Genomic DNA, 16,133 nt, shown 5'->3' on the forward strand with positions numbered 1-16,133 from the left:
GCCGCTCTCGACGGCATCGAAGCCCGCAAACTGGAGGTCGTCGCCGACGAGTGGAGCGCCCACATCAAGGCGTCACTGGCCGCCGACCCGAGCGCCTTCTACACCGCCTTCGGACGCGGCTGACGGCCAGCCATGCGGGAAATCGCTGCGCGTCAGAAGCGCGCTCAATTGCCGCGAGCCGAGTGGAGCAAGTCGGTGGTGGGCGACTTACGGCGGGTCGATCTCGATGGTGGCCATTCCGGTCGTCCCCGTGCGGACTTGCGCCACCACTTGGCCGACTGGGTCAATGACGCAGGTCGGGCCCAGCCCGATCCGAGACTCGTCACGTTCGCCGGTGACGTCGGCGGAGATCAGCCACATGCCCGTCTCCTGGACCCGTCGCGCGCGGATCTCGTTGTGCCGGTCCTGCCACCAGAGTGCCTTATCGCGGCGCATCATGTTCTGCGCCGGCACCAGCAACACCTGGGCTCCACCCGCCGCCACCGCGGCCGCTGCTTGCGGGAACTGCGTGTCGTAGCAGATGTTGATGCCGAATCGCACACCCTCGTAGGTGAACACCGGGTAGGTGTCGCCCGCGGTGAACACCGACTCTCCGCCGGTCAGGAAGGTCTTGCGATACTCGCCTACCACTCGACCGCCCGTGACGACCAGTGCCGTGTTGTAGTACCGGCCCCGCCACCGCTCGATCATGCCGAGCACGAGCATCTGCCGGATGCCGCCCAGCCGCGCCAACACCGCAGCGAACTCCGTCGAACGCACGTCGAATGCGTGGCGGTGCACATGCTCATCCGTGACCAGATAGCCCTGTAGGAAGCACTCTGGGAACAGCAGGAGTTCAACCCCCGCCGCGTCAGCACCGTCCGCGAAGTCCTGGATGACCGTCACCGCCGCGTCCACGTCACCGAGGATCTCCCGGGTCTGGCAGGCACCGATCCGCACCGCGCCAACCTACCCGCTAGCCGCGTGGCGAGTTGGGTGCGCATCAGATCAGAAAATAGCCGGCCTGGCCCGAAGATCCGGTGCACGGATCTGCCGCTGAGGCGGCGCCAGGGGCCGCACCTGCGAGACCGACGAGCCAGCCGACCGCTCGTGCCGATGAGCGGATGCCCCGATGCCACAACCATGGACGTCGCCGGAGATACTGAGGCATGGCGCGGGATGGCTGGAACGCGGAAAGAGTTCGGGAGTTTGGCCAGCTCCGCGGTCAGCAGATTACAGCTTGGACGGGCGTTGAGATGGCGCTGCGGGAGCGAATTGCCGCCGGTGCCCCGCAGTTCGAGGATCGCGCCGTGCCATGTTTGCAACTACTGACCCTAGGTGCCTCACTCGGCGACGGGACCTTCGTGACCGTCGGCACTTACCAGGACGACAGTGCATGGGGCCTGTGGCTGCGCGGGGCAGCTAGCGACTACTCGGCGGACTGGGCGGGTATGGCCGGAATCTATCGCATGCGGACCCTGTCGGAGTTGCCCACCGGCGAGGTCGACGGTGTCTCGACGTTCCTGGACGAAGAGGTCCTGGCTGAGGTGGTCTTGCACATTCAGGGCCGACCGCTGCTGTTGATGGCGGGTGAACTGTACGAGTTTGCGCAGGAGCGATTGGTGTTCACTCGCTGCGACGAGTCCGTCCTCGTGTTCACTGACCCCTCGGCGGCCGAATCGGTGGACTGGGTTCCCGAACGGCGAGAGCTAACCCAAGGCTAAACGTGGTGGGGCCCTGAGTTCTTGGCGCCGCGCCATGGGAGCGCATCCTCTTCTGCCGCGTAGCGCTCGTCACGCAAGGTAACCAGCTCACGGGTGCACGCATCCGGACATGCCGATGTCCGGTAGTGGCCAGGAGCCCGGACCGACCGTAGGTCGGGCAACGCGTGTGTCGTTGCGCATGTCGGGCGCTGGCACTGCGGGGCAGCGGTAGGTGTGCTGGTCGGGCCAGAGGGCTGGCGAGCAACCGCGGTGCAGGACTTACACCTCGACTTCCGCCCGGTACGCGACGAACTGTTCAGTGAGGGCGGCCGCTGTTGGGCTGAGCCGCGCAAAGTCACGTGCGACCAGGACGGCCTCGCGCCGGGCCCACGGTTCGGTCAGCTCGTGCTGGGCGCGGAGCGGGACGCCGTAGCGCCGCGCCGAGTTGCGCGGCACGATGGCCCGACCAACTCCGGCCGTCGCCGCGGCACACACAGCCACGAGCGAGGGAAACCTCACCCGGTATGTCGGCTGCAAGGCCGCTCGAGCGGCCTGCCGCTCGATCAGCTGCTGCAGGGGCACACCGCGGTTCAGCCCGACCATCGGCTCCGCTGTGCCCTGGGCGAGCGACAGGGGCCGCGACAGCCCCTTTTGCGGCGTGCCCACGACAACCAAGGGGTCGTCCCACAGGGCGATGGTCTCGCAGCCCTGCGTAGCGGCGGTCCCAGTTGATACGACAGCGAGCTCGACCCGTCCTTCGCGGACGTGGTCCACCGCGGCCACGCTGCTCAGCTCGACCAGATCCAGCGAGACGGTCTGCATCCGGTTCAGCGCCGCGGTGATCACCTCGGGCAGGCTGTCGACCGCCGAACTGTTCACGGCCAGGCGCAGTTCTTGGGTGATGCCGCGGGACCGGGCCATCAGCGACTGCTCGAACTCCCGAGCCTCGTCCACGAGACGCGCAGCGCGGGCCGTCAACGACTCCCCGGCTGCCGTCGGGCTTGCCCCACGACGGTGGCGCTCGAGCAACGGTGTTCCCACGCGCCGCTCGAGCGCCGTGATGCGGGCGCTGGCAGCGGACAGGGAGAGGCCACAACGCTCCGCACCAGCGCTGATGGAGCCGGACTCGACGACCTCGAGGAACAGCTGAAGATCACGCATGTCGATCACACGCACATTCTGCCCTTCGGCGGCACCGAAGGCTGCATCACATCTCCGTGACCAGAAGCGGCGGGCCGCACGTGAGCATGGACAGGAGCCTCAGTGCAGGCCGAAGACCGTACGTGAAGGAGAGCCATGCAGATCGTCGATTCCGAGAACCCATGCGCGGCGCTCGAGCGGGAGTTCCGCAATCAGCTCCACGCCATCGTGTTTCTGATCGGGGAGGGACGCGACGCCGAGGCGATCCGCATTGCAGAGCAGGGACCGTGGCGGCCGTCTGAGCGTGGAGCGCGACAGGCGCCGGTCACTGCGGGGGCCCACCGCTGCGGGTGGGCATCCGCGAGTGCCTTCATCGACGTCATCCGGCGCACCATCGGCTACACGCCGGGGACGTGCGCCCGGGCCGGGCACACGGTGCCGCTCCCGTGACACCTGCCGCACAGTTGCTGGTGCTCGTCGCCGGGTTTGCGGCAGGCGTGCTCACCTCCACCGTGGGCGTGGCCTCGCTCGCCAGCTTCCCCGTCCTCCTAGCCTTAGGCGTCCCACCGGTCGTCGCCAACGCCTCGAACACGATCGGTCTCACCCCAGCCGGTTTGAGCGGCTCCTGGGGTTATCGCGAAGAACTGCGCGAGCAACCCCGACTCGCCTGGGTCATCGTCGTTACCTGCGCCCTCGGGTCAGTCGGCGGCGCGACCCTGCTCTTGGCGCTCCAGCCCGGTGTCTTCGAGCGCGTCGTGCCCTGTTTGATCCTCTTCACCTGCCTGCTCGTCGGCGCCCAACCGGCGGTCACCCGTTGGCTGCGCCGGCGTACGCCGGACGCGAAAGCGCGGACCTTCCCCGGCCCGGTCACCACAGCGCTGTGGGTGCTGACCGGTGCGTACGGCGGCTACTTCGGCGCCGGATCCGGCGTGATGATGGTCGCCGTCCTCGGCTTCGGGCTCGACCTCGACCTGCGCGTGGTCAACGGGCTCAAGACGTTGGCCGTCGCCGCCGCGAACGTGGTCGCGAGCGTCATCTTCATGGTCGTCGCCGACCTGGACTGGTCCGTGGTGGCCGTGCTCGCGCTCGGGTCCATCGGCGGCGGCTACGTGGGCTCTCGGATCGGGCGCCGGCTCCCACCAACAATGCTGCGCACTCTCATTGTCGTTGCCGGGGTCGTCGCCGCCGTGGCCCTCGCCTGAGCGAGAAACGACGTCGGAGGCTCACGGAGGAGTATTACGACCGCCCATTCCTGGACGATCCACCGGCCCTGACTTCCAGCAGCAAGGCCCGTCCCGGCAACAACCTGACCGGTCCAGCAACTTCTCGTGACCCGCCATGCGTCCGGATCTGCCGCTGACCGCGCTCAAGCCGCTGACCGCGCGTCCGGCACCGCCCTGTCGTACGGACGAGCGGGCACTGCGTGCTGGAGGCTCGGGTAGCGGACGGCAGGCAGCGTCGTGAATGCTGAACGGGTGATGCCTGGGTTCGTGCTGGTGCACAGCCTGCTGCTGGGTCCTCGGACGTGGACGCCCGTGGCGGCCCGGCTCGCAGCTCTGGGCGCCGAGACGGTGGTGCCGTCACTGATCGACGTGGTCGATGGAGGCGACCCACCGTTCTGGCCGCGAGTCGGCTCGACCATCAACCAGAGCCTCTCCCACCTACCGCAGGGTCAGCCGATCGTGTTGGTAGCGCACAGCAACGCCGGCCTGCTGGTTCCGGTTGCCGTGCAGGCGGTGCGGCGTCCGGTCGTCGGGTGTCTCTTCGTCGATGCCCGTCTGCCCCCGCGGGCCGGATACACGCCCGCCGCATCGCCCGAGCGGCTGGCCTACCTGCGGACGAAGGTCACGCGGGGCCGGCTGCCGCAGTGGACGACGTGGTGGGACGGGGATGACGTCGCAACGCTGTTCCCCGATCCGCAGACCAGGCGGGCCGTCTCGGCCGAGCAGCCCAGACTCCCAATCAGCTACTACGAGCAACGAATTCCTGTCCCCGCCGGCTGGGACCATCGGCCATGCGGGTATCTGCTGTTCGGGCCGCCGTACGACCGCATGGCGCAGGAGTCGCGCAAGCGCGGCTGGAGCGTAGCCGAGATGCCCGGTGGACATCTGCACCAACTCGTCGATCCGGACGCGGTTACCGCGCGGATCGCTGCCATGACCGCGGCGTGGGGCTCCCCAGCCGACTGAGCCGACACGCGCTCATGCCGGAGGGGAATTGGCCGTGCGAGCGCAGCACCGACTCGTGCACCAGATACTCCTGAGAAGGGACCAGCCCTGACGTCCCTCGCGCAGGCGTGCGTACCCGGATCCGATCCCCCAGTTCCTCTTCACTGAGGCCATACTCCGCCAGGAGCCGATCGAGGTACTCCCTTGGTCCAACAGCCTCGTAGGTGTCGTCGAACTCTGCTGCCGTGGCCACCATGACATCTTGCCGGCCGCCGCCACGAGTATGGCAACCGAGGAGTCCACCCACCTGCTCATGCCGCCGATCGGGCGCTGCTGGGCGTCACGATCGCTTGAGCCAGGCGCCGTCCGATGGTGCCGAATGGAGGATGTCGCCGCTAGCGAAGCGCCGGTGGGAAAGACAGCTATCGAGGCTCGTTCGGCGCGCGCAGCCCGCATCCCTGCAGGGCGCCGAGCGCGATCAGGTCGCCGGTGCGGCGGCGGGCCTGACAGTGGAGGTCAGTCGCTGTGGTGGTGGCCGGGGGAGCGGAGGGACTGGCGAGCGCCCTGGTCCGGCTCGGTGTTCGCCCCCGGCTTGCCCAGCCGGGTCACCCAGTCGACGAACTCCGCGTCCTGCCTCGGCATCGGCTCGCCGTCCGCCAGGCTGCGCGTGCCGTCCCCGTCGGCCCGGGACCTGTTGCGCCGGAACAGGCCCAGTCTCCCACCGGTCCGTCCCGTCTCGGCGACGGCTGCCGGGCTGGCCGGCGCGGGGACCGCGGCGACCGGTTCGGTCCCGGCGGGGCGGGCCGGTGCGGCGTCGGTCGTGGGCGGGGGGCCGGCGCGCTGGGCGGTGGCGAGGGCGTCCCAGTTCGCGGCCCGGTTCAGGTTGGGCAGGGGCGGCCGGTGCCGAGGTGGGAGCGCCGGTTCGGGCCTCTTTCGCGTGCCGGCCGAGTGGGTTGCCTCGGCGCCCGAGGCGGGCTCGGTCGGGGGCGGCACCCGCCGCGCCGGAACGACCGGCCAGGTCGCCTGAACCCGTGGCCGGTCGGTCTTCGGCGGCTGGTACATCAGGAGGGTCCCGGGGGCGACGAGTGCCCCGTCGGGCGGCATCCCATCGGGAGGGGTGCTGTCGGGCTGCGCCGCGGTCCGGGAGCCGTCCCCGCCGGGTCCCGCGGGAAGGTGGGCTGCCGTCGCGGGGGCCGGTTCCGATGTCTCCGGGATGTCGTCGAGGTCGGCGGGTGTGGCGAGGTCGGCGGGTGCGGCCGATGCGGCGGTGCGCGTCGCGGTGTCGGGCGGTACGGCGCTGGCGTCCCGGTCGCCAGCCGACGCGCCGATGCCTAGCGGTTCGGCCCTGGTCGGGAGCTTCGCTGCGGTCGCGTCGGCGACCAACCCCGTGCCGGCCAGGTCGACGGGCTCCGGCTCGTCGGTCGCATCAGCAGCGGCCGGCGTCCTGGCCTGCGGCACGGGGCCGGCGGACGGCGGACGGAGGATGTCGGTCGGCTCGATGACCCGCCCTTGGGCGGTGCGCGGCAGGGCCGGCCAGCGGAACAACGCGGCGGCGGCCGAACCGAGCACACCGGCGGCGACGGCGAGCAGCGCGCCGTAGTACGGCGTGATCTGGTAACGGTCCACGGCGTCGCCGGGCCCGGCACTCAGGTAGGCGAACGCGACAAGCGCCGTGCCGGCCAGGCCGGTCGCGCCGTTGACCAGCGGGGAATGCCCGCGCCGGCGGGCCAGCCCGCCGGTCACCGCGCCGATGAGCAGGGCCACCGCCGGCAAGATCAGGAGCGTCTGCCGGTGTGCCGCGTCAGCGTCGAGCCCGACCGGCTCCAGCACACCGAGCCGTACGGCGGGCAACGGCCCGGCGGCTGCGACTGACGTGGCGACCGAGACGAACGCCAGCAGCCAGACCGCGCCGCCCACCGCCGCGATGTTCCAGCCCAGCGGCGGCTTCATCAGTACGGCGATCGCGGCACCCGCGCCGACCAGAGCGCCGAGGATCGCGCAGATGCCGACGGCCCAGATCGGGTCCACAGAGAAGCGCTCCGCCGCCTGGGCCGGTCGGACGCAGAGCGGCGCCACGACGGTGGCACCCAGCGCGGCGGCGGCGGCGAGGGCCACCAATCTGCCCGTGCTACCCAGCCCCCCGTACCGGCGGGCCAGGCGTGCGGCGAAGACGGTGCCGACGACGGCGGCGTGTGCCGCCAACCAGCCCACCCACACGAGTTGAGCCGGCCAGTGATTGACGGTGGTGCCGGTGGAGGCGCCGGTGAGCTGAACGATGCCGAAGCCGAACGCGATGCCGAGCTGACCGGCACCGGCGAGCACGCCCATCCCGAGCGCTGTGAGCAACAGGTTACGCCAGGTGCGAAAGAGCATGTCCGGCACGTTACGCAGCTGATGCGCTGATTTTCACCGAAATGCCGGATTCCCTTTGGGGCCGCCGTGCCAGCGGCTACCTCGGTTCGACCCGACGCGGACTACCTGGTGCCGCCCACTCGGATGAGCATGTGGACGGTGCCCGTAGGAGCGCAATCCGGCCCGTTCTGATATCACCCCGCTGAGTCGCCATGCTGACATACGACACGGATGCGGGTCGCTCATCGGGATAGTTGCGAAGGTGGCGAGGCTGACCGACGAGGGCGATGACCCGTACCTCTGGCTGGAGGATCTTGATGGTGTGGCCGCCGCCGGGTGGGTGCGCGACCGCAATGCGGAGACGCTGACCACGCTGACCGGAAGCGAGGCGTTCGCCGGCCTGCGGGCCGAGATCCGGCAGGTGCTCGATGCGCAGGACCGCATTCCCTATCCGGGCTGGCGTGGGGATCACTTCTACTACAACTTCTGGACGGACGCGGCCCACCCGCGGGGGATCTGGCGGCGGGCGACCCGCGAGGAGTACCGCCGGCCTGAGCCGGAGTGGGACGTGCTGCTTGACGTCGACGCGTTGGCGGCGGAGGAGGGCGAGAACTGGGTCTGGAGCGGGGTGACGGTGCTGCGGCCGGGCTACGAGCGTTGCCTGATCAGCCTGTCCCGAGGCGGCGCGGACGCCGTCGTGGTGCGGGAGTTCGACCTGGTCCGCCGGGCCTTCGTCGAGGACGGCTTCACGCTTCCCGAGGCGAAGAGCCGGGTCTGCTGGATCGACGCGGACCACATCTATGTCGGCACTGACTTCGGGCCGGGGTCGCTGACCTTCTCCGGGTACCCACGCGTCGCCAAACGGTGGCGGCGGGGCACTCCGCTGTCGGCGGCCGACACGGTGCACGAGGGGCGGCCGGAGGACGTCGGGGTGTTCGCCTTGCACGATCCAACGCCCGGCTTCGAGCGCGACTTCGTCGGTCGCAGCCTGGACTTCTTCCGCTCGGAGAGCTGTCTGCTGACCGGGCTGGGCGAGCGGATCCGGCTTGAGGTGCCGGAGGACGCCTGGTGGGACGTACACCGGGAGTGGCTTTTGATCCGGCTGCGCTCGCCGTGGCTAGTCGGTGGGGTGACCCATCCCGCCGGCGTTCTGCTGGCGACCCGATTCGACGCGTTCCTCGCCGGTCAGCGGGAGCTGGCGGTGCTCTTCCGGCCCGACGCTCGCACGGGGCTGAGCGGCTACTTCTGGACCCGGAACCATCTGATCCTGGTCACGCTCGTCGACGTGCGGAGTCGGCTGGACGTGCTGACGCCCGGCGAGACGGGCTGGCGACGGGAGCCGCTGGCCGGGGTGCCGGAGTTCGAGCACAGCCGGATCGTGGAGACCGACCCGGACCACGACGACGCCTACCTGCTCGCCTCGGAAGGGTTTCTGCAACCGGCGGCGCTGCGGTTCGGCCAGGTCGGCGGCGCGGTCGAGACGCTCAAGCGGGAGCCGGCGTTCTTCGACACCGACGGCCTGGTGGTCCGCCAGTTCTTCGCCACCTCGGCCGACGGCACCCGGGTGCCGTACTTCGTGGTGGGAGACCCGGGCGCGGCCGGCGGGCCGACGCTGCTCACCGGGTACGGCGGGTACGAGGTCTCCCTGACTCCGCACTACAGCGGGGTCGTCGGGCGGGGCTGGCTGGCCAGGGGCGGCAGCTACGTGGTGGCGAACATCCGCGGCGGCGGGGAGTACGGCCCGGAGTGGCACCGCGCCGCCAGGCGGGAGAACCGGCCCCGGGCGTACGAGGACTTCGCGGCGGTGGCGGTCGACCTGGTGACGCGTCAGATCACCACGCCGCAGCGGCTCGGCATCGAGGGCGGCAGCAACGGCGGGCTGCTGATGGGGGTGATGCTGACCCGCTATCCCGCGCTCTTCGGTGCTGTCGTCGCCACCGTGCCGATGCTGGACATGCGGCGTTACCACCGGCTGCTGGCCGGGGCCTCGTGGATGGCCGAGTACGGCGACCCGGACGACCCGGCCGACTGGGCCTACCTGCGGGAGTACTCGCCGTACCACAACGTCCGCGGCGGGCGGTCGTACCCGCCGGTCCTGTTCATCACCTCGACCCGGGACGACCGGGTGCATCCGGGGCACGCCCGCAAGATGGCGGCCCGGCTGCGCGAGCACGGCCACGACGTGTCCTACTACGAGAACGTCGAAGGTGGGCACGGCACGGCGGCGAACAACGAGCAGCACGCCTTCGTGTGGGCGCTGACGCTGGAGTTCCTGTGGCGCAGGCTGACCGGACAACCGCACGCGCCCCTACCGCGCCAGGCTTCGCCGGACCACGCGGCAGAGCGGGCCGGCCGTAGACCCTGGCGGTGATCGAGCTGTCCCAGCCCATTGCGGCGCCGACATGATGCTGGCGGACCGGGAGCAGGGTCGCGGCGGTCCGGTGTGTGCTCAGGCAGCCGGTGATCCGGTTGGCTCGGGTCTGCCCGTCGACCGGTAGCCGAACTCGACGATCCGGCGGGCGGAGTCGGTGTAGGCGTCCTGCCCGTCGGGCGCGAAGGTGCCGAGGCCATCGACGTACCGGTTGTACATGCTGAACGCGGCGGCGATCAGGACGGTGTCGTGGATCTCCACGTCGGTGGCGCCTTGGGCGCGAGCGTTGGCGACCATCTCGGTGGTGACGCTGCGCCCGTCGACCTGTACCGCGCCCGCGATGCGCAGCAGCGACCGTAGCTTGGCCGGGATCGGGGCGGTATCGAGGTCGAGGTGGACCTGGTCGACGAGGGTCATGCCCTGGTCGAGCTGCATGGCGGCGGAGGCCGAATGCGACGCGCAGCAGAAGGTGCACTCGTTGAGCCCGGAGACGTACGCGGCGATCAGTTCACGCTCGCCGGCCGGGAGCGAATGTGTGGCGCGCAGCAGCACCTCGGCCAGCTCGCCGAGCGGCTTGGCCGTCTCCGGGCGGTACCGCATCAGGCCGGCGATGCCGGGGAACCTGGTCTCGTCGACGCCGAGATCGATGTGTGCCATGGTCTTCTCGCCCTTCAGGCGTGGGCCGTGGCCCGGTCGGACTTGCCTCTGCCGATCACGCTGGCCAGCACGGCGGCCGCGATGGTGCGCGGCGTCGCCCGAGCCTTGTCGACGCCGGTCCTGACACCGCCGTCACGCCGAGCACGGCCCCAGCAGGCTCGCCGGGACGTGATCCTTCTGGCCGGCTCTCCGATGGCTCGTAACGGGCTGGCCCGGGCATCGATCGATGATCATAACAGCCAGGTTGGCCGTCGTCGACTGGGCGCGCATCAACGCGCTGCACCAGATGCTGAAGGCGGCGGTGACCGGCGCGGAGGCCACGGCGTTGGCCGACCGGCGATCGAAGCCGGGCCGCACCTGACGTGCAGGTGAGCGGCGAGCGGCGCCACGGGCCGAGCAGTTCTCCTCGACCAGGTCCGGCCCGGTGGCGACCGCCCTGCTGCCGTTGCTAGAGTCAGGTTGTTGCGGACGCAAATTTATCGTCAGCAACTACCTCGCGGAAGGATGCCCCCGATGACCAAGCTCTCCGTCATCTACTACTCCTCGACCGGTACGGTCCACGCCATGGCCCGGCGACTCGCCGAGGCTGGCGAAAAGGCCGGCGCCGAGGTGCGACTGCGCCAGGTTCCGGAGCTTGCCCCGGCGGAGGCCATCGCCTCCAACGCCGCCTGGAGCCAGCACTTCGACGCCACGAAGAGCGAGCCGAAGGCGACCGCCGACGACGTCGTATGGGCCGACGCGGTGCTGTTCGGCACCCCCACCCGATACGGCAACGTCTCCAGCCAGCTGAAGCAGTTCATCGACACCCTCGGCCCGCAGTGGGGGCAGGGTCTGCTGGCCGACAAGGTGTACGCCGGCTTCACCGCCTCGATGACCGCCCACGGCGGCCAGGAGTCGACGCTCCTGGCGCTCTACAACACCATCCACCACTTCGGCGGTCTGGTCGTCGCCCCCGGCTACACCGACCCGCTGAAGTTCGCCGACGGCAACCCGTACGGTGTCTCGCACGTCACCGGCGGAGGCAACGACGCGCCCCTGGGCGACGCCCAGCTCAACGCCCTCGACCACATGGCTCAGCGGGTCGTCAAGATCGCCGGCAAGCTCAGCGCCTGACCAACCCCGCTGGTGCCAGGCGGCCCCCGAGCGGACACGAACGATCAGAGGGCAGCGGATCGACTCGCTTTTGGCACCCAGCAGGCCAAGGGCCGGTTTCCCAACACGGGAGACCGGCCCTTGGTCGTATCGCAGCCTGGTTGATACCAGCCGCATCGGGACATCAGCCGCACCTCAGGCACCCCATAGACATGGGTCTTTCTCGCCGCTAGATTTTGATCCACACCCAGCCGCAACGGGGGCGTTGGCGATGGGATTCTCCGACGCGACACCCGAAGCTGCGGGCGTGCCCAGAGCGGTTGCCCCCACAGAGGAGAACGCATGAAACGGAGAAGTCTGTCGCCCCTCCGGCTGCTGCTGGCCGGCCTGGCCGCGGTAGCCATGGTGCTCACCACCCAGGTCCCGGCCCACGCGGAGCCCACCTCCCAGAGCGTCTGGGTCGAGTGGCTGTACAGCAACGGTGTCGAGGCGGGACGTGGTCAGTTCCAGGCCGATCCCTTCGGTAGCGAGCCCGGCGACGCGCTCCGCGCCTGCGATTTCAACGCGGATGGATATGGCATCGAAGTCCGAATGATGATCAACCCGTCGACGTCGCCCAGCTCGTGGCGCACCGACCGAATGGCCTCCACCCGCGGCATCAACTCGCCGTACTGCACCCCCTGGGCAACCGGAAACCTCACCGAGGGCACCTTCGTCGGAGTGAAGATCTGTCTGGTGAAGGGCACCTTCTCGGACTGCAAGGCCCCGGAGTACGGCTGGGCGTGAGCTGAGCCGATGGTGCGGAACCCGCACCCGTAATGATCGCGAAGAGTTCGACCGGTCCAGGCCAGTCGAACTCTTCGCGTTCATGAGGGGGCTCGCCGACGCCCCCGCCGAGGAACCGACGTCCGCCATCTCCGCCCGCTGCGGTTGCGACGTCGGCGCTCAGCGCAGCAGGACCGGGCCCGCGTCGATGGGGGTCCGGAACAGGACGTACGGCTTGCGCCGCAGATCCCGCCCGCGGTGGTACTTCTCCTGGCGGTGCAGCTGGTTCGCGGTGACGTACAGGTGCCCGTCGGTGGCCACCGACATCGTGTCCGGCCACAGCAACCGTGGGTCGTGGACCACGGTCTCGTACTCGCCGTCGGTGCGGCGGCGCAGCACCGCGTCGTGCTCGTAGGAGGTGAGGTAGAGCCGACCGGCGTCGTCGGTCTCCAGGCCGTCGGAGCCGCCGCCCTTGTCGCCCTCGTCGCGTACCGTCGTCACCACCTCGTCGTCGGGAACCGTGTGGTCGGCCAGTACGTCGGTCGCGACGCTGTACCAGCGGCGCGACGCCAGCGGGCAGTAGTACAGCCGGGAACCGTCGGCGGCGATGGCGATGCCGTCACAACCCATGCTCACCGGCTTCGGATCGCCATCGGCGGGACGTTCCAGAAACGGCCGCCCCTCGACCACCGGCCGGAACGTCTCCAGCGGCTCCGCCTTCGTCGACGGGTGCTCGTGCAGCCGTCGCCACGACGCGCCGGTGGCCAGGTCGACCACGATGATCCCGTTCGGGCCCGAGTCGGAGGAGTCGGTGATGTAGGCGACGCCGGCCTCGCCGCGGCGCAGGTCGAAGCGTACGTCGTTGAGGTAGGTGCTGGGCAGCGCCACATCGGCCGGAAAGGTGATCACCTGGGCGACGGTGTCGGTGTCCAGGTCGACCCGGACCAGTTTCGGCCCGCCCGGTCGGGTGGGCTGGAACATCGGGCTGCCGGTGTCGAGTACCCACAGGCGGTCGGCCGGGTCGACCACGATGCTCTGCACCGAGACGAACGCCTGGGCGTCGTCGTCGGCGGCCGGGCTGTTCCACCGCTGATCGGGGAACGGCACCTCCGCCCCGTCGCGCAGCTCGACGACCGTGGCGGGTACCTCGTCACCCCACTTCGGGAAGTTGACGAAGATGCGCGCGGTGTGCGACACACTCACGCCGGTCGGCATCGGCCCGGTGAAGGTGTGCACGACCTCCAGCTCGCCGACCGGCTCGTCGCTCAGCAGGCCCGTCACCGCAGCGCCCTGGAGGCGACGGCGTTGACCGGGCCGTGGGGGAGGTGCCTGACGAGGTCGCTGACCCGGTCGGCGCCGGCCGCGCCGGCGATGAGAGCTCTGCTGTTCGGCGTCATCCCCGCTGCTACCCACCTGCCCGCCGATGACACCCAGCCGGCCTGTCGCATCGTCTCTGGCACATCCGCCTCATGGGACAGGCCGGCGGTGCCGGCACCCTCTCGCGCGCCGGCACCGCCCACGTGCCTTATCGTTTCGCCTCCTGCTTGGCCATCTCGGGCCGCTCGCCCTTGCCGACCTTGCGCAGTGCCTCGCGAAGCTGCTGCTCGGTCATCTTGGAGTTGCCCTCGATGCCCGCGTCGTGGGCCTGCTGGCGAAGGTCGTGCAGCCGTTGCTGGTCTCCCATGTCGGCCTCCCCGTGAGCACGGTGGCACACACGGCTCCGCGTGCGCCCATCGCTCCTCGCCTTCCCGGCGGTGGCCGGTGCAAACGGGGCTCGGCCGCCGCGAGGTTCGACTGCTGGAACCCCACCCTGCCCGGCCGTCCGACGCCGTCACCGGCAGCGTCCCGTACCGCTGCCAGGAGCCGACCGCGCCGGTGCTGACGGTGGTGGCGTAGGCGGACTCCAGTTGGTTTCGCGGGGCCGCTACTTCGGCTGGCCGGTGGCGGGCACCGGAACGGCCTGGCCGGGCACGCCGCGGGGGAGCAGGGGAGCCGGGCCCAGCAGGTGCTCCGGCGGCACGTGGATGCGCAGGCTGTTGGACAGGTCGACGAGTTCCTTCTGCGTCACGTTCATGCCGAGCACCTCGAAGTTGTAGCCCAGTCCGGTGAGCTGCTCCTCCATGTTCCCCACCGGCACGTCCCTGGGCAGTACGCCGAAGATCTTCGTGTCCTTCGGGGAGACCCGCACCGGCAGGAACTCCTCGCCGACCTGGATCACCGTCGCGGTGCCGTCCTGATTGGCCGCCAGCCGCTCGATGTCGCGGCGGACCTGCCCGCCCTCCTCGCTCAGCACGACCTCGCGTTCGATCTTGTCCAGGGCCGCGTCGACCTCGTCGGCCCTGGTGGGGAACTTCTCGCCGCGCAGCCGGGCCCGGTTGTTGCGGGCGCGCAGCACGTCGCGGGCGTACGCGCGCAGCTCGGCGCGCTCGGCCTGGGACAGCGCACCGATGCTGCTGGACGCGATTTTCAACTCCCGGGCGGCGTGCTTGCCCGCCTTGGCCTCGAAGATGGCGACGATGATCAGCTCGCCGTTCTGTCGGTGGGCCAGGATCCCGTCGGTGAGCTGCCGGCCGGACGCGTCGCGGATCATGTGGCCGGGGATGAACTCCAGCGTCTGGGGCGCGGGGATGTGGATGCCCAGGGCACGCGCCCCGGCCGGATCACGCAGCCACGCCGCGATCCGCGCCTCCAGGAACTCCTCCAGCAGTTGCCCCTTCATCAGGTTGATGTTCGGGCCCTTCTCGACGACCCGCATCAGCGCCAGATGGTCCAACTCGCTGAGCAGTGACTTGCCGGTGATGAGCTTCTTCAGCGAGTCGGCGACGTACGTGGCGATGGACATGCCTCGCGGGCTGCCCCGCTTGACGCCCATCCTCTCCAGCGCGGTGACCGCCCTCGCCGCCAGCGCGGAATCGACCTTCTTTCCCGCCGCGATGAGGGCTCGGGCCTCGGAGATGGCGAGGCGCCCGGTGACGTCCTCGCTGACCTTCTCACCCGCGGCCAGGGCGAGGCTCCACCGCGCGGCGCCGCGACCGTACAGGCGCTCCATCCGCGCCGCGGTGTAGAGCGCCCGGCCGCCCTTGACGAACCGGGAGGCGAACGGCAGCAGCACGCCCGCGGCGATGATGCACCGGTCGACCTCGGTCAGCTCGTAGCCGAAGATGTCGTACCCGAAGGTCGCCTCGAAGATCGCTACCGCGGTGCCGACGACCGGGATGCAGGCGACGCCGAACTCGACGACCTCCAGCACCGCCGCACGGTGTTCGGCGGGCAACGGGAACGAATTGGTGTCGGTGGGCCGCTGCTGGGCTATCCGCAGCGTCACCAGCAGGTCCTGGCGCTGTGCCAGCATCCGGTTCATGCCCTCGGCCGCGGGCAGGGTGAGGAAGTCGTCGTCGCCCTGGTGTGCCACCACCCACGCGGCCAGGGTCGCGGCGATGTCGTCGAGGGCGTCGGGCACGGAAGGCGCCTGAGGCACCGCGGACCCTGGCACCGCTGGCTCCCGGTCGTGCTCCTGAACCAGCAGTACGCGCTTGCGGGTGCGATCGACGACCAGGTGGGTGGGCATGGTGGCGCGCTGGCGCAGCATCCGCATCAACGCCAGGTAGTCGTTGTTCCTGGCGGTGAAGGCCTCCGGGGTCAGCTCGCGCCGGCGCAGCGGCGCTGCGGCCTGCCGCCGCGCGGTGACCTTCCACAGCTCCGGGCCGGAGAGGCCGCCCTCCTTGCGATGCTCGTACGCGGCAAGGGAGTCAGGCCGCCGGGCGAGATCCTCGGCCATTACGGCGACCCCGCCACGCAGCACGGCCAACTCGAAGGCGCTGGCCCTGCCGCCGGTCATGCCGGCCTCGAACTCGGCGCGAGCCGAGGTCAGCATTCGCCGGTAGGGGCCCAGGTCGATGGCCATCG

General features: G+C 70.2%; 15 protein-coding genes. 8 read left to right on the top strand and 7 right to left on the bottom strand.

The annotated features are described in order from the left end of the window. Positions 1 to 207: 207 nt before the first annotated feature. On the bottom strand, positions 208 to 939 hold the full coding sequence (locus ACFOW4_RS03840; RefSeq protein ID WP_377524444.1) for a carbon-nitrogen hydrolase family protein: 732 nt from the start codon (positions 937 to 939) through the stop codon (positions 208 to 210). A gap of 296 nt (positions 940 to 1,235) precedes the next feature. Between ACFOW4_RS03840 and ACFOW4_RS03845 the strand changes: the two genes are divergently transcribed. Further along, complete coding sequence (locus ACFOW4_RS03845) at positions 1,236 to 1,703, top strand: hypothetical protein (protein WP_377524446.1); 468 nt, start codon at positions 1,236 to 1,238, stop codon at positions 1,701 to 1,703. A 258-nt stretch (positions 1,704 to 1,961) separates the two neighbouring features. Here ACFOW4_RS03845 and ACFOW4_RS03850 read toward each other — a convergent pair whose 3' ends face one another. Further along, entirely contained in the window at positions 1,962 to 2,843 is an 882-nt protein-coding gene (locus ACFOW4_RS03850) for a LysR family transcriptional regulator (protein WP_377524719.1), read from the bottom strand. 135 nt (positions 2,844 to 2,978) lie between these two features. On the opposite strand from ACFOW4_RS03850, the gene ACFOW4_RS03855 reads away from it, so the two are divergent. The 3 genes from ACFOW4_RS03855 (at position 2,979) to ACFOW4_RS03865 (ending at position 5,011) form a co-directional block, all read left to right on the top strand. Further along, positions 2,979 to 3,272, top strand: a complete 294-nt coding sequence (locus ACFOW4_RS03855; protein ID WP_377524447.1) for a hypothetical protein — start codon at positions 2,979 to 2,981, stop codon at positions 3,270 to 3,272. A gap of 20 nt (positions 3,273 to 3,292) precedes the next feature. Next, positions 3,293 to 4,024, top strand: coding sequence for a sulfite exporter TauE/SafE family protein (locus tag ACFOW4_RS03860; protein WP_377524721.1), 732 nt, complete (start codon positions 3,293 to 3,295; stop codon positions 4,022 to 4,024). A 258-nt stretch (positions 4,025 to 4,282) separates the two neighbouring features. Continuing rightward, positions 4,283 to 5,011 (top strand): alpha/beta fold hydrolase, encoded by a 729-nt coding sequence (locus ACFOW4_RS03865; RefSeq protein WP_377524449.1) that lies wholly within the window; start codon positions 4,283 to 4,285, stop codon positions 5,009 to 5,011. Between the two features lie 495 nt (positions 5,012 to 5,506). Here ACFOW4_RS03865 and ACFOW4_RS03870 read toward each other — a convergent pair whose 3' ends face one another. Beyond that, the gene (locus ACFOW4_RS03870) at positions 5,507 to 7,363 is read right to left on the bottom strand and encodes a hypothetical protein (RefSeq protein ID WP_377524450.1); all 1,857 of its coding nucleotides are present in this window, start codon (positions 7,361 to 7,363) and stop codon (positions 5,507 to 5,509) included. A 241-nt stretch (positions 7,364 to 7,604) separates the two neighbouring features. Here ACFOW4_RS03870 and ACFOW4_RS03875 point away from each other — a divergent pair, with 241 nt between their 5' ends. After that, positions 7,605 to 9,713: a prolyl oligopeptidase family protein gene (locus ACFOW4_RS03875; protein WP_377524452.1), complete on the top strand. Its 2,109-nt coding sequence runs from the start codon at positions 7,605 to 7,607 to the stop codon at positions 9,711 to 9,713. 78 nt (positions 9,714 to 9,791) lie between these two features. Here the strand turns inward: ACFOW4_RS03875 and ACFOW4_RS03880 are convergent, their stop codons facing one another. Further along, positions 9,792 to 10,370, bottom strand: coding sequence for a carboxymuconolactone decarboxylase family protein (locus ACFOW4_RS03880; protein WP_377524453.1), 579 nt, complete (start codon positions 10,368 to 10,370; stop codon positions 9,792 to 9,794). Positions 10,371 to 10,596: 226 nt separating this feature from the next. Here ACFOW4_RS03880 and ACFOW4_RS03885 point away from each other — a divergent pair, with 226 nt between their 5' ends. The 3 genes from ACFOW4_RS03885 (at position 10,597) to ACFOW4_RS03895 (ending at position 12,248) form a co-directional block, all read left to right on the top strand. Next, complete coding sequence (locus tag ACFOW4_RS03885) at positions 10,597 to 10,731, top strand: hypothetical protein (RefSeq protein ID WP_377524455.1); 135 nt, start codon at positions 10,597 to 10,599, stop codon at positions 10,729 to 10,731. 143 nt (positions 10,732 to 10,874) lie between these two features. Then, a complete protein-coding gene (wrbA, locus tag ACFOW4_RS03890) occupies positions 10,875 to 11,483 on the top strand; it encodes an NAD(P)H:quinone oxidoreductase (protein ID WP_377524456.1) in 609 nt (202 codons plus the stop codon). 321 nt (positions 11,484 to 11,804) lie between these two features. After that, complete coding sequence (locus tag ACFOW4_RS03895) at positions 11,805 to 12,248, top strand: hypothetical protein (RefSeq protein WP_377524458.1); 444 nt, start codon at positions 11,805 to 11,807, stop codon at positions 12,246 to 12,248. 159 nt (positions 12,249 to 12,407) lie between these two features. Here ACFOW4_RS03895 and ACFOW4_RS03900 read toward each other — a convergent pair whose 3' ends face one another. From ACFOW4_RS03900 to ACFOW4_RS03910, 3 genes are all read right to left on the bottom strand, one after another. After that, positions 12,408 to 13,508, bottom strand: coding sequence for an L-dopachrome tautomerase-related protein (locus ACFOW4_RS03900; protein ID WP_377524459.1), 1,101 nt, complete (start codon positions 13,506 to 13,508; stop codon positions 12,408 to 12,410). Between the two features lie 244 nt (positions 13,509 to 13,752). Beyond that, the gene (locus ACFOW4_RS03905; RefSeq protein WP_377524461.1) at positions 13,753 to 13,911 is read right to left on the bottom strand and encodes a hypothetical protein; all 159 of its coding nucleotides are present in this window, start codon (positions 13,909 to 13,911) and stop codon (positions 13,753 to 13,755) included. A 240-nt stretch (positions 13,912 to 14,151) separates the two neighbouring features. After that, positions 14,152 to 16,131, bottom strand: a complete 1,980-nt coding sequence (locus ACFOW4_RS03910; protein WP_377524462.1) for a pre-toxin TG domain-containing protein — start codon at positions 16,129 to 16,131, stop codon at positions 14,152 to 14,154. Between the last annotated feature and the right edge of the window lie 2 nt (positions 16,132 to 16,133).

Origin of the sequence: Micromonospora sp. GCM10011542 (assembly GCF_042650685.1) — a bacterium.
In the GTDB taxonomy this organism is placed as follows: domain Bacteria; phylum Actinomycetota; class Actinomycetes; order Mycobacteriales; family Micromonosporaceae; genus Micromonospora.